Annotated in this window: 11 protein-coding genes; 5 read left to right on the forward strand and 6 right to left on the reverse strand. The window is 65.4% G+C overall.

All coding sequences use genetic code 11. The features are described from left to right. Window positions 1–7: 7 nt before the first annotated feature. The gene (locus C265_RS30320) at window positions 8–1,201 is read right to left on the reverse strand and encodes a sulfotransferase (RefSeq protein WP_010814007.1); all 1,194 of its coding nucleotides are present in this window, start codon (window positions 1,199–1,201) and stop codon (window positions 8–10) included. Then, complete coding sequence (locus tag C265_RS30325) at window positions 1,198–2,316, reverse strand: DUF1214 domain-containing protein (protein WP_010814008.1); 1,119 nt, start codon at window positions 2,314–2,316, stop codon at window positions 1,198–1,200. Before C265_RS30325 ends, C265_RS30320 begins: the two co-directional genes overlap by 4 nt. Window positions 2,317–2,528: 212 nt before the next feature. On the opposite strand from C265_RS30325, the gene cysD reads away from it, so the two are divergent. The 4 genes from cysD to C265_RS30345 all read left to right on the forward strand — a co-directional run bounded on the left by cysD (window position 2,529) and on the right by C265_RS30345 (window position 7,342). Continuing rightward, window positions 2,529–3,425, forward strand: a complete 897-nt coding sequence (cysD, locus tag C265_RS30330) for a sulfate adenylyltransferase subunit CysD (RefSeq protein ID WP_010814009.1) — start codon at window positions 2,529–2,531, stop codon at window positions 3,423–3,425. Continuing rightward, window positions 3,425–5,359, forward strand: a complete 1,935-nt coding sequence (gene cysN / locus C265_RS30335) for a sulfate adenylyltransferase subunit CysN (RefSeq protein WP_010814010.1) — start codon at window positions 3,425–3,427, stop codon at window positions 5,357–5,359. The genes cysD and cysN overlap by 1 nt, the downstream gene beginning before the upstream one ends. Window positions 5,360–5,684: 325 nt before the next feature. After that, the gene (locus C265_RS30340; RefSeq protein ID WP_010814011.1) at window positions 5,685–6,824 is read left to right on the forward strand and encodes a helix-turn-helix transcriptional regulator; all 1,140 of its coding nucleotides are present in this window, start codon (window positions 5,685–5,687) and stop codon (window positions 6,822–6,824) included. 200 nt (window positions 6,825–7,024) lie between these two features. Next, complete coding sequence (locus C265_RS30345) at window positions 7,025–7,342, forward strand: nuclear transport factor 2 family protein (protein ID WP_010814012.1); 318 nt, start codon at window positions 7,025–7,027, stop codon at window positions 7,340–7,342. 36 nt (window positions 7,343–7,378) lie between these two features. Here C265_RS30345 and C265_RS30350 read toward each other — a convergent pair whose 3' ends face one another. The 4 genes from C265_RS30350 to C265_RS30365 all read right to left on the reverse strand — a co-directional run bounded on the left by C265_RS30350 (window position 7,379) and on the right by C265_RS30365 (window position 11,885). After that, window positions 7,379–7,960, reverse strand: coding sequence for an isochorismatase family cysteine hydrolase (locus tag C265_RS30350; protein ID WP_010814013.1), 582 nt, complete (start codon window positions 7,958–7,960; stop codon window positions 7,379–7,381). Window positions 7,961–8,135: 175 nt separating this feature from the next. After that, window positions 8,136–10,082 (reverse strand): 7TM diverse intracellular signaling domain-containing protein, encoded by a 1,947-nt coding sequence (locus C265_RS30355; protein WP_037025774.1) that lies wholly within the window; start codon window positions 10,080–10,082, stop codon window positions 8,136–8,138. Window positions 10,083–10,084: 2 nt separating this feature from the next. Continuing rightward, window positions 10,085–10,792: a response regulator transcription factor gene (locus C265_RS30360; protein ID WP_011616706.1), complete on the reverse strand. Its 708-nt coding sequence runs from the start codon at window positions 10,790–10,792 to the stop codon at window positions 10,085–10,087. A 172-nt stretch (window positions 10,793–10,964) separates the two neighbouring features. Continuing rightward, window positions 10,965–11,885 (reverse strand): pyridoxal-phosphate dependent enzyme, encoded by a 921-nt coding sequence (locus C265_RS30365; RefSeq protein ID WP_037025793.1) that lies wholly within the window; start codon window positions 11,883–11,885, stop codon window positions 10,965–10,967. A gap of 144 nt (window positions 11,886–12,029) precedes the next feature. Here C265_RS30365 and C265_RS30370 point away from each other — a divergent pair, with 144 nt between their 5' ends. Next, complete coding sequence (locus tag C265_RS30370) at window positions 12,030–12,941, forward strand: LysR family transcriptional regulator (protein WP_010814017.1); 912 nt, start codon at window positions 12,030–12,032, stop codon at window positions 12,939–12,941. Window positions 12,942–12,953: the final 12 nt, after the last annotated feature.

A 12,953-nucleotide genomic window follows, 5' to 3' on the forward strand; every position in this document is an offset into this window, starting at 1 on the left:
CGCAGTCTTAGTTTTGCTTCAGGATGTGCCGTGCGCGGTAGCCGGCGAAATCGCGTTCCAGTTGTTCCTGGCTCAGTCCGAACTGCTCCAGCGTATAGGCGTGCGCCGCGCGCTGGTTGCGCGGGTTGCCCTCCATCCATGCCCACATGCCGGCGCGCGCGGACTCGGTCAGCGGCATGCCGGCAAAGCGGTAGACCGCCTGCGCCACGCCGAAGGGATCGCGCACGGTATCCTCGAAACGCACGTCGAGGAAGCAATCGGCAGGCAGCCCGTCGCGCACCGTCATGGCATGGGCGGTGGCGCGCTGCATCTGCCCGCTCCACTGCCGCCCCACCGTGGCGGCATCGGGCGCGTCGGCGTACAGCTTCCACAGCGTATGCGCCATGCTGGCCATCGACGGAATGGTCTGGGCGGGGTCGCGATGGGTCAGCACGACCTGCGCGCCGGGGAAGACCCGGAACAGGATTTCCAGCGTATGCAGGTGCTGCGGCGTCTTCAGCACCCACCGCTGCGCCGGCGGCTCGCCGCGCTGCCGCTTCTGCCACTGCAGGAACTGCAGCATGGTCTTCAGGTAGGCATAGACCTGGGTGTGGTCCTGGCGCGCCAGCCAGTCGGTATAGGACGGCACGTTGGCGTAGGAATCCATCGCGCACAGGAAGGAATGCTCCATCAGCATGAATTCCTCGTCGGCCGCCATCGCGTCGAGCGGATGGATGGCGAGGATGTCCGGGATAAAGCGGATCATCTGCGCCACCTCCTCGCGCGCCAGCCCGATGCGCCGGCCGGCATCGCGCACGTCCTCGCCGGGCAGCGGCGCCGGGTAGCGCGTTTCCCACCACGCCGCCGAGTGGAAGCGCGCGTCCGTGGCCAGCATGCGCTGCAGCAGCGTGGTGCCGGTGCGCGGCAGGCCGACGATCACCAGCGGATCGTCGACGCGCTCTTCCAGGATTTCGGGATGGCGCCGGCAGTAGTCCTGGATCACCAGCCGGTTCACCAGTTGCGCCTGCAGCTTGCCTTGCAGCATCTGCGCGCCCTGCGGCGACAGCCCGGCTTCGCGCGCAAGCGAGTCGGACAGCACCGCCAGCGCCTCGCGGTAATCGCCCGGGCCAAAGTCAGTCAGTCCGCCGGACTGTGCGCTGGCCTGTGCCAGCAGTCGCTCCACGTCAAGCACTGCGGTGTGGTCGGATGCGATGGTGTTCATGCGTTCTCCCGGCATTCATTCCTGAGCGATTCAAGCTTGACCACGCGCGTGCGCGGATGCACCGGCTGCGCCGCCCCCACCCAGCGCCAGCACATGGTGCCGTTGCGGTGGCCCGCGGCTTCCAGCCAGTTGGGCAGGCCCGGATCGCGCGCGCTGAGGACGACGGTGACGCCGCCGTTGGCATCCAGGCGGGCACTGTGCTTGTTCAGGCAGATGTCGTGGTAGCGGTAGTCGAGCGACTCCATCCAGTAGTTGTTGATCTGGAAGTTCCAGAAATCGCAGGCCGGCACCCGGTCCACCTCGACCACCAGCGCCTCGTCGTCCGCCAGCGCCCAGCAGGAGTGGTAGTAGAAGATGTTGGGATCGCCGCCGGCCGCCTGGCATACGGCCTGGTCGGCGGGCGGCAGCGCATTGACATGGCCGCCATAGCCCTGGGCCCAGTCGGCGAAGATGCGCGCGGTCCCCTCGACAAAGCCAGCGGCGCGCAGCAGGCCGCCATGCAGGCGTTCAGCGTCGAGCACGGGCGGCTTGTCGCTGCCATTGAGGCGCTCGATGTGCAGTTCGGCCGGGGTCTCGGCCTTGCGGTCCATAAAGGTCTGCCGCACCACCAGCGCGTTGGTGCCCGGCTCCATGCGCACCCAGTTGCCTTCGTGCTGGCGCGCGCTGAGGGCGATCTCGAAACTGCCATCGGCCGCCACTGCCAGCTTGTTGCTGTCGAGAAAGCCGGTCTGGACCATGCGCCCGTCGGTTTCATAGCCGCCCTTCTGCGTGCCGAAACTCAGGTACGCCACCGTGCCGCGCCGGCCGCGGATGCGGTACTCGGCACTGCCGTCCAGGCGTGCGTATCGGTACAGGTTGTCCGGATTGTCCGCGCCGATCTTGGCGGTTTCGTGCGACGGCGAGAAGAAGCCGGGAAACGCCGGATCGGCAAATTCCACATGCATCTCCAGCGCAATGCGCAGCAGGCGGCTCAGGTAGCGGAAGCCCTCGGCGCGCGTGAGCGCGTCCGAGGGGGCCTCCGGGCGCAGGATCTGCTGCCCGCTGCGCTTGAGCACCTCGCAAAACTCGGCCCAGGTCTGGCCGCTCAGCAATTGTTCTTCGGCGGAGTTCGCCATCTGCCTGCTCCCGTGGTTCGTCGGCGAAGCAACGATACCGAGCGCGGGGCCGCCCCAGCCTCGTCCGGGTGGACTAGGAAATGCGCGCCGCGTCCCGCGATTTCTTAGTCCGCCCGGACGAAGTGGCGAAGGGCCCCGGCTCGCTACCTTGTGCCCATGCCAGACCGCCGCGACATCCCTGCACGGCGCCGGCAAACCAAGAGGAGATCCCGATGTTGACCCACCTGGAGCAACTGGAGGCGGAGAGCATCCACATCATGCGGGAGGTGGTGGCGGAATGCGAAAACCCCGTCATGCTCTATTCCATCGGCAAGGACAGCGCCGTGATGCTGCACCTTGCCATGAAGGCCTTCCATCCCGCGCGGCCGCCGTTCCCGCTGCTGCATGTCGATACCACATGGAAGTTCGGCGAGATGATCGCGTTCCGCGACCAGACCGCCGCGCGGCTTGGCCTGGACCTGCGCGTGCATGTCAACCCTGAAGGGCTGGCGCGCAATATCAGCCCGCACGAGCACGGCTCCGCCGTCCATACCGACGTGTGGAAGACCCAGGGCCTGAAGCAGGCGCTGGACCACTACGGCTTTGACGCCGCCTTCGGCGGCGCGCGCCGCGACGAGGAAAAGTCGCGCGCCAAGGAGCGCGTGTTCTCGGTACGCACCGCCCAGCACCGCTGGGACCCGAAGATGCAGCGCCCCGAGCTCTGGCGCCAGTACAACACCCGCAAGCGCAAGGGCGAAAGCCTGCGCGTGTTCCCGCTGTCCAACTGGACCGAGCTGGACATCTGGCAATACATCTACCTGAACGACATCCCCATCGTGCCGCTCTACTACGCCAAGGAGCGCCCGGTGGTGGAACGCGACGGCACGCTGATCATGGTCGACGACGAGCGCCTGCCGCTGCGCCCCGGAGAAACGCCGCAGCTGCGCAAGGTGCGCTTCCGCACGCTGGGCTGCTACCCGCTCACCGGCGCGATCGAGAGCGAGGCCGACACCCTCGGCGGCATCATCCAGGAAATGCTGCTGGCAACCACCTCGGAGCGCCAGGGACGGCTGATCGACAGCGACTCGGCCGGATCGATGGAAAAAAAGAAGCAGGAGGGATACTTCTGATGGAAACCCTGATCGACACCGCGCCCGCGCTTGCGCAGGACGCCGCGCAAGCCACCGGCACCTCGGGCGAGATCGCCCACTACCTGCGCGCCCAGCAAAACAAGAGCCTGCTGCGCTTTATCACCTGCGGCAGCGTCGACGACGGCAAGAGCACGCTGATCGGCCGGCTGCTGTATGAATCCAAGATGCTGTTCGAAGACCAGCTCGCCCAGCTGGAGGCCGACTCGAAGAAAATGGGCACGCAGGGCGAGAACCTCGACTTCGCGCTGCTGGTGGACGGCCTGGCCGCGGAGCGCGAACAAGGCATCACCATCGACGTGGCCTACCGCTTCTTCGCCACCGACAAGCGCAAGTTCATCGTCGCCGACACGCCCGGGCACGAACAGTACACGCGCAACATGGTCACCGGGGCCTCCACCGCCGACCTGGCCATCCTGCTGGTGGATGCGCGCCGCGGCGTGCAGACCCAGACGCGCCGCCACAGCTACCTGGTGGCCACGCTTGGCATTCGCCGTGTGGTGCTGGCCGTCAACAAGCTGGACATGGTCGACTACTCGCGCGAGGTCCATACGCGCATCGAGAACGAGTACCGGGAGTTCGCCCGGCAGATCGGCCTGACCGATATCACCTGCATTCCGATGTCGGCCCTGCGCGGCGACAACATCACCGAGCCCAGCGCCAATACCCCGTGGTACCACGGCCCGACGCTGATGGCCCACCTGGAGAACGTGCCGATCGACAACGCGCCCGTGCAAGGCGAACCGTTCCGGTTGCCGGTGCAGTGGGTCAACCGGCCCAACCTGGACTTCCGCGGCTTTGCCGGCACCGTCAGCGCCGGCGAGATCCGCCGTGGCGACCGCGTGCGCGCGCTGCCCTCGGGCCGCGAGAGCCGCGTGGCCGGCATCGTCGGCGCCGCCGGCGCGTGCGAGCACGCCATGCGCGGCCAGGCGGTGACGCTGACGCTGGAGGACGAGATCGACATCAGCCGCGGCGACGTGCTGGCCTGCCCGGAAGACCCGCCGGCAGTGGCCGACCAGTTCGAGGCCACGCTGGTGTGGATGAACGAGGACGCCATGCTGCCCGGGCGCCCCTACCTGCTCAAGCTCGGCACGCGCACCGTGGGCGTGACCGTGGCGCAGCCCAAGTACAAGGTCAATGTCAACACGCTCGAACACCTGGCCGCGCGCACGCTGGAGCTGAACGAGATCGGCGTGTGCAACCTGCACCTGGACCAGCCGGTGGCCTTCGATCCCTACGCGCGCAACCGCGAGCTGGGCGGCTTCATCATCATCGACCGTCTCAGCAACAACACGGTCGGCGCCGGCATGCTGCACTTTGCGCTGCGCCGGGCGCAGAACGTGCACTGGCAGGCCATCGACGTGGACCGCCGCGCCCATGCCGCGCTCAAGCACCAGTCGCCGCGCATCGTCTGGTTCACCGGGCTCTCCGGCGCGGGCAAGTCCACCATCGCCAACCTGGTGGAAAAGCGCCTGCACGCGCTGGGCCACCACACCTACCTGCTCGACGGCGACAACGTGCGCCACGGCCTGAACAAGGACCTGGGCTTCGCCGAGGCCGACCGCGTCGAGAACATCCGGCGCGTGGCGGAAGTGGCAAGGCTGATGCTCGATGCGGGCCTGATCGTGCTGGTGTCCTTTATCTCGCCGTTCCGCTCGGAACGCGAGATGGCCCGCGCGCTCGCCGGCGACGGCGATTTCGTCGAAGTCTTCATTGACACGCCGCTGGCGGTGGCCGAGCAACGCGACCCCAAGGGCCTGTACCGCAAGGCGCGGCGCGGCGAGCTGAAGAACTTCACCGGCATCGATTCGCCGTACCAGCCGCCCGAGCGGCCCGAGATCCGCATCGACACTACCGCCGACACCGCGGAGCAGGCGGCGGAGCGGATCGTGGCGTGGCTGCGGGAGAAGCCCTAGGCCGAACGGACGATGAGGCGACGGACGGGGTCGGTACGATGGGAACGGCGGGATTTGCGTCTCGGAGTGCTGACAAGCTTGCCAAGTGCCATTGAGTCTGAATGACCAGTTGTGTGCTCCCTCTCCCGCTTGCGGGAGAGGGTTGGGGAGAGGGCCGGTGTGTCGACGAAGTGCAGGCTGTCGATACTGCCAATGCCTGCCCTCTCCCCCGGCCCCTCTCCCGCAAGCGGGAGAGGGGAGCAAACCCGCGGCATGCGGGTTTTGTCAGCAATCAGGGGCGAGATTCGCGCTTTTGACTGTTGCCACGATCCGACGGACCGCCATCATGCTGCCAGCCCCCCTGCCCGCCGCCGAGCTGAGCGCCCTGCTCGCCCAGCTCTACCAGGGCCCGACCGAAGCCATGCCCTGGGCCGGCTTCCTGGAAAGCGTGCGCCAGCGCCTGGGCGCCGCCTTCGTCACGCTGGTGCTGCGCCACCCTGCCACCGACCGGCCGGGCCTGATCGTCAATGCCTCCGACTACGGCCCGCACCTGCCGGGCGAGCCCTCGTACAGCGAGCAGTACTACGCGCTGTGCCCCTTCCTGGACCTGCACCCGGACCGGCTCTTCAGCGCCGACGAACTGTTTGGCGAAGCCGGCTGGCTGGCACACCCCTTCTACACGCAATACCTTCAACCGCTGGGCCTGCGCTATATCCTGGCGGCCAACCTGGTCACGCCCGACGGCGTGGAATGCGCGCTGTTCATCAGCCGCGTCCACGCGGGACAGGACTTCGGCGAGGCCGACAAGGCACTGCTGCACGGCCTGCTGCCGCACCTGAAGCGCGCAGTGGACCTGCATGCCGCGCTCGACGTGCTTGCATCCGAACGGTCCCTGTACGCGGACGCCGTCGACCGGCTGCAGGTCGGCACGGTGATCCTGGACGAACACGGCAGGACCATCCGGACCAACGACGTCGCCGGCCGCCTGCTGCAGGCGCGCGACGGCCTCTACCTGTCAGACGGCGCACTGCACGCGCACTGCCCGGTGGAAAACCGCAGGTTCCGCAAGATCCTGGAAGGCGCGGCCCAGGCCCACGCGCTGGCCGCACCGCGCAGCGAAGTCACCACGCTGAGCCGCCCCGCCGCGCCCACACCCCTGAGCGTGCTGGTGCGGCCGGTCCCGCTCAGCTATCGCAGCGAAGACAAGTCGCGCCGACCCGCGGTGGCGGTGTTCATCCGCGACCCGGCGGGATCGCCGCGCAACACCCACGCCAACCTGCGCAAGCTGTTCCACCTGACCCCGACCGAGATCGAACTGGCTTTGCTGATGGTCGACGGGCTGACGCTGGACGAAGCCGCGATGCGGCTCGGCATCAAGAAGAACACGGCACGGGCGCACCTGCGGGGCATCTTTGCCAAGACCGGGGCGACGCGGCAGGCGCTGCTGGTGAAGATGTTGCTGTCCAGTGTGGTGGGGATGGGGTAAGGGCTTCGTACTCCAAGCGGACGATGCCGGAGTAGCGCCGGACTGCTTTAATCCTCGCAAACCACCGGAGACGAGTCGATGACCGAGGATGCCGTGCAGCTTGCCAATCTCCTCTACATCTATGCCGAGCGCATGGACGCCGGCGATCTGCCTGGGGTCGCCCACTGTTCGAGCATGCAGAGATCGACACCGGAGATGCAGTGCTGCGAGGTTCCGAGGCCATGCTCAAGCTCTGGCAAGCCTATGTGAAATTGCATGCGGATGGAACGCCCAGAACCCGGCATGTCATCAGCAATCCGATCATTGAGATTGCTTCGGGCAAGCTGACAGCTACCGTCAGATCGTACTACACGGTCCTTCAGGCATCCGACCGAATCGCGCTGCAGGTGATTGCGGCCGGTCGCTATCATGACGCCTTCGAAAAGGTCGACGGACGCTGGCGCTTCAGCCGCCGGAATTATTCGATGCTCGATCTGAAGGGCAACCTGACCGATCATCTGCTCTTCCCGTCTGCCTGAGAGATGGCGCGGCGGCACTCCTGGCAGGTCGAAATGCTAGGCAAGCAAGCGCAAGGCATCAGCGAGCGAAAGCACCGTTGTGCGCGAATCGAACGCCGTTGAAAAGAGATGGTCGTGCACGACCTGATCCGGGTCGTAGCAGCAATCCTTGACCGTGAATAGCCGGAAGTCCGCATCGCTCGCATAGGCGACCGACGACAGCACCACACCGGTCGAAGCAATGCCCACCATGAGCAGGGTATCGATACCCTGCGCGGAAAGCCGTACCTGCAGGTCAGTACCAAAGAACACGCTGGCGCGATGCGCGATGATCAGCGGCTCGGTGGCCTGCTGGCCGAGTTCCGGCGAGATCTGGTCGTCGACGAAAAGACCAAGCTGCTTGATTCCCTGCCCGTTCCGGTTCAACGGACTGACTTCCGGATAGCCTGGAGCAAAGTGGATCTTGGCAAAATAAACGCTGACGCCCCTGGCCCGCGCGGCGTCACACAGCTTGCGCGTGTTGGAGAGCAGAGTGGGCGCGACCGAGGGAAATAGCGCCAGGATGTCGGTCTGATAATGCATGACCACCAGCGCGGTTTGCGCGGGAACAATTGCCGGAATCTCAACGGGTGGCGACATAAGGCTACACGATAAGAAATGATGGTCGACTCTACCACGACCAATCGGTTGGCCGTTCTGGGTCGTCTACGGAAGTTGGCCGTGGGATCGTCAGCGAACGACCTGCACCCGGCTTCGAGGGTTCGAATGCATCCGCAGCCCGTTCAACATTGACTATGTTCGTCTCGCCGGCGGCCTAACCTTGGCCCTGAACCGGAGGATCAGTCTCTATGGCGAAGCCGGCAGGCTTTGGGCCACGGGGGGTAATGCCAGGGTCAGGAACTCGATCATTGGATCGGCCGGGCTGCAGGTCAAGTGGTGATCCAAGGGTGTCGGCCGCGATTGGGATACGCACGGTCAGCATTGTCCCCTCCCCTGTGGATCGCACGCTGAGCGTCCCGCCAAGACGCCGGGTACGCGCGCGCATGCTGCGCATGCCGGTGCCCGGATGCCGTTCGATGGCGGCGGGTTCGAAGCCCATTCCGTTGTCGCTGACAACCAGCTCCAGCCCCCGGGCATCATTGCGCAGGACGACGTCCGCGCGACTCGCCTTGCTGTGCTTCAGCACATTGGTCAGCGCCTCTTGCAAGGTCCTCATGACATCAAGAATTTGCGAAGTCGGCAGATAGCATTGATCGAGGCCAGTGAGCTGCCACCGGCACTCGATGTCGTGGCTCTCGAACAGCCGCGTAAGACGGTGCCGCAGCGGCACGATCTGACCTGCCAGCGCGTGCTCGCCAAACTGCTGGCTGGAGGTGGTATCGATGATGATGCGCAGGTCGTCGCGCAGCTCCTTGAGGATCGACAGGACCTGGCCTGGCGGGATGTCGTGAGGGATGCGCTCCAGTGTCGCAATTCCGCTGACGAGCGTGCCGCCGAGCCCGTCGTGCAGGTCGTGTGCGAGATTGAGCCGTTCACTGAGCCGCGCATTGGCGACTTCGAACTCGCGCTGGCGATCCAGGTTGGCTGCGAGCTCCGCCTTGGCCGCGTCGATCTTGCAGTGCAGTTCGTCATTGAATCGTTCAATGCGGCGCAGGTTGGCGACGAAGCGCCAGGCCAGCACCAGCGCCATGGCGATCATCTGGAACTGCGAAGTGAGGGCCGCGTAGTAGAGGTTGTCCTCGAGGATGCCAAGAAAGCTCAGCAGGTCGTGTACCGCGGCGACAAGGAAAATTGCAATGCAAAACGAGAGGATGCGATGGTCGGTGCGACCACTGCGCCCGGCAAAGCAGAGAAATACGAGGCACGTCGCGAAAAAATTGCACGCCAGTCCCACCGTCAGCGTGTTGCGCACGTCGGTCAGGTAACCGTGCGGCGCCCCGAGCATGACGGCGGCGCCCAACACTACCAGCGTCCAGAGCACCGCTTCGATGCGCGGCAGGCGCCGTTCGCAGAAGCGCACCATGGACATCGTGAAGGCAGCACTGTAGATGAGCAGCGCGATGATATTTGCGCGCCCCCAGGCATCGGTACTGGCAAACGGCCAGGTGCTCGTCGCCACCTGATTCAGCGCCACCCACCACCAGGCCAGCGACATCAGGCTGAACCATCCGTAGGTCACTTCTTGCCGGCGCATCACCCAGAGCGAAAAGAAGAAGCAACCTAGCGCGACGGTGATTGCAAGGCTGACCAACTGCAGGTCATGACGCAGCCGGTAGGCCTGTTCGTAAGCGGCCCGCAGGCGGTCCGGGTCGGCGACCGATACTGGTCCAAGGCCGGGTTGGTATGCCGACAGCCCCGAGACGCGAATCAGCAGCGTGTTGGTGCCCTCCCGCAACAGCGGCGGAGATATCAACTGATAACGGGGAGTATTCCAGGCTCGCGTGAGCGGTTCGACGAGGCTCGCGTCACGCATCAGCAAGCTGCCGTTGAGATAAACCGCCCCCGCCATATTCAGGTAAGCGAGCATCAGCGCCGTGGGTTGGCTTGCATCTGCGCACTGCCAGCTCAGCCGGTACCAGACCACGCCGTCGAAATCGGGCCAGCGCGAGGACCAGTCGTCCGGCAGCTTCACTGGGACCCAGCCCGCCGCCGGCGGGCTATCACCCTGCCAGGTCGATCGGGCAGCCTCTATGCGGGTAAAGGCGGTGGCGCCCGGCCCTTCCTGCGCGTTTGCAGCGCCGGCGAGGAGCGTGGCGCCCAAGATCAGCGCAACAAGCCATGCGCACGCGCTTCGAAAACGGCCTGCGTGCGGGAGTGGACGGCCAACTTCTTGTATATGTTCCTGATGTGGCATTCGACCGTCAGTCTGGACAAGGACAGCAAATCCGCGATCTCCCGATTGGTCAGGCCCTTGCCGACCAGCGAGAGGATTTCGATTTCCCGTGCGCTCAGCGGCGACGCGCCGACCAATCGGCGCGCATGAATTTGCGCCCCGCCTGGCAATGGTGCCGTCGTGGCGACCAGATCGAGGATGTGCCTGGCAACGAAAGGATCGATCGGCGCTCCGCCGCGCAGCGCACTGCGGATCGACAAGGAAATCTCGAGGTCGTCGCGCTCCTTGAGCAGGTAACCGGTGGCACCCGCCTGCAGCGCGCTCACGATGACGCGCTCCGTGTTCCAGGTCGAGATTACCAGAGTTGGCAAGGCAGGATCGCGCTCGTGCAACGCGCGAATGAGGTCGATGCCATTGCCGTCGGGCAACCCGACGTCAACCAGCACCATCGCAAACGGCTGGGCGGTTAGCAGCGCATTGGCGTCGGCGAGGCTGCCGGCAAACCACAAGGCCTCCTCGGCATAGCCGAGCGTGGCCAGGATCGTGCGTAGCCTGGTCTGCATCAGTGGCTCGTCCTCGACGACCAGCAAGGGAGCGGGCAACACCGATTCGCCGGTGTCAGTCAATGGTTGGCTCATTGGGTACGGTGCGGTCACGGCCAGAGTTTAGCTGTACCACCGGAACTGGCCGATCTCCGGATCACGCCAGGCTGACAGAAATCGGCCGTGAGGGGCATCCCCGGAACCAGGTAATTCGGGCGAATCTCGCCGGCGGGTAGCCGAGCTTACCAAATTGCTACCTTAAGCCCGCTCAGTCCAGCCTTGCAGCAAAGTCAAGCAGTTGCTGTGCCGTCACCGTGGCCCCGCCACATACCACCACGGTAATGCTGGACGCCGCCTGCAGCACCGGGGTGTCACAATCCAATGCCGCCAAGGCTGCGCCGCATGCCGGCTCAACCAGGACGCGGTGTTCGTCAAGAAGCCTTATCGCTGCCTCCACCGCCTGTTTGTCTGACACAACGACGCTCTGGATCTCGTGACGCTGCGCCCATCGGAGCGCGCCATCACACGGCCGCCTGGCGCCAAGCGACGTCGCCACGCTGGTGATCTGTGCGAGTTCGACCGGCCTGCCTTCGGCAACCGAGCGGGCGTAGCAGTCCGCACCGTCGGTTTCTACCGCGATCACAGGCACGTCGGACCAGCCATTCCGCTGAAGCCCCTCCAGCACGCCGCACAGCAGGCCACCACCGCCCACGGCAAGAACGATGGCGCCTGGCTTCGGCCCGGATGCCGCGATCTCGTCCACCAGCGTGGCGTGCCCCTGCCAGATGAGCGGATCGTCGAACGGGTGCACGAAGGCATCGCGTGGCCCGATCAGGGACAGTGCAAACTCGTGCGCTTCCGCCCATGTGCCTCCGCGCACGATCAACTCCGAGCCCTCCAGGCGGATCAGGTCGCGCGCTCGCGATGGTGTGCTCTCCGGTACCACCACCACCACGGGAACGCCGAGTTCGCGTCCGCAATAGGCTGCCGCAAGCCCGGCATTTCCGCCTGAAGATGCAACGAATCGCTGTACGCCCGCGGCGTGCCGCGCTTCACACAAGGCTCCGACACCCCGAAGCTTGAAAGACCCGGACGGCTGTGCGGCTTCCATCTTTAGCCAGACCGGTTTGCCGAGCCGCCGCGAATTGGGCTGGGACTGTACAAAAGGTGTGCTGATGTGAAGCGTCATGTTTGGTAGCGAAATGTGGAAAGCGAGCCGTCCCTGCAACGCGGGAAGCTGCGCCATCGTAGTCGCAGGAAGCTATGCAAACCAATGTTATTTAGGTAGCCTAGCTATGCTTAATGAGTATGGAAATGAATGGGCGGAAACGGTATGCGGAACATTGAATTGCGGCATCTTCGCTACTTCATCGCGGTAGCGCAGGCCGGCAGCGTGGTGGCGGGCGCCCGTGCCGTCGGCATTGTCCAGCCAGCCCTGTCGCGGCAAATCATCGAACTTGAGGCGGCCATCGGTACGCCACTGCTGGCGCGCAAGGCAAGGGGCGTGCAACTCACCGTGGCGGGCGAGAGCTTCCTGAGGGATGCCACACAACTTCTGGCAAACCTGCAAGCCAGCCGCGATCGCGCCCTGCGTTGCGCCGCCGGGCAGCTCGGCGAGCTGCGCCTTGGTGTGTTGCCGAACTACCTGAGTTCAGCCGTCGTGACGGAGGTGCTCCGGGCCTTCCGGATAGCGTGCCCGGAAGTCAAGGTTCTGGTGGACCCGATGCTGTCGACGGAGCAGATTGCCGCGATCCGGAACAGGCAGGTGGATGGCGGCATCATGGCCTGGCGTCGGCATGAGGCGCCGCATCTGACTGGCATCGTGTTGCTCAGCGACCGCTTCGTATTGGCCATGCCTTCATCGCAGACCGCCCGCCACAAGCAGCCGAAACGACTGGCGGACGTGGCGGATCTGCCCTTCGTCTGGTTCGATCCGGCGCGGTCCTCGTCCCAGCATCGCTTCCTGATGACGCAGTGCGAGCGCGCCGGCTTCTCGCCTCGCGTGGCCCAGGTGGGCAGCGACATCCCGACCGTGCTCGGTCTGGTTTCGGCGGGGATGGGTTGCGCGTTTGTCCCCGCAAGCCTGTCAACCGTCTGTCCGCCGACCGTGCGGCTGGTGCCACTGCCTGAGGTCGCTGACCGCTTCGACGTGGAATTCGCGTTCGACGAGGAGGTAGCGACGCCAGCAGTCAGGCAATTCGTGCAGGCGCTGCAGCAGGTGATCGATGATCGGGCAAGCCACTAGCCATTGGCTCCC

This window comes from Cupriavidus sp. GA3-3, assembly GCF_000389805.1.
GTDB lineage: Bacteria > Pseudomonadota > Gammaproteobacteria > Burkholderiales > Burkholderiaceae > Cupriavidus > Cupriavidus necator_D.

What these genes read in the sequence shown, in the direction of transcription:
- C265_RS30370 (WP_010814017.1), top strand. Translation starts at nt 12,030, where the DNA reads ATGCGGAACATTGAATTGCGGCATCTTCGCTACTTCATCGCGGTAGCG.
- C265_RS30340 (WP_010814011.1), top strand. Translation starts at nt 5,685, where the DNA reads ATGCTGCCAGCCCCCCTGCCCGCCGCCGAGCTGAGCGCCCTGCTCGCC.
- C265_RS30325 (WP_010814008.1), bottom strand. Translation starts at nt 2,316, where the DNA reads ATGGCGAACTCCGCCGAAGAACAATTGCTGAGCGGCCAGACCTGGGCC.
- C265_RS30360 (WP_011616706.1), bottom strand. Translation starts at nt 10,792, where the DNA reads ATGAGCCAACCATTGACTGACACCGGCGAATCGGTGTTGCCCGCTCCC.
- C265_RS30365 (WP_037025793.1), bottom strand. Translation starts at nt 11,885, where the DNA reads ATGACGCTTCACATCAGCACACCTTTTGTACAGTCCCAGCCCAATTCG.
- cysN (WP_010814010.1), top strand. Translation starts at nt 3,425, where the DNA reads ATGGAAACCCTGATCGACACCGCGCCCGCGCTTGCGCAGGACGCCGCG.
- C265_RS30320 (WP_010814007.1), bottom strand. Translation starts at nt 1,201, where the DNA reads ATGAACACCATCGCATCCGACCACACCGCAGTGCTTGACGTGGAGCGA.
- C265_RS30350 (WP_010814013.1), bottom strand. Translation starts at nt 7,960, where the DNA reads ATGTCGCCACCCGTTGAGATTCCGGCAATTGTTCCCGCGCAAACCGCG.
- cysD (WP_010814009.1), top strand. Translation starts at nt 2,529, where the DNA reads ATGTTGACCCACCTGGAGCAACTGGAGGCGGAGAGCATCCACATCATG.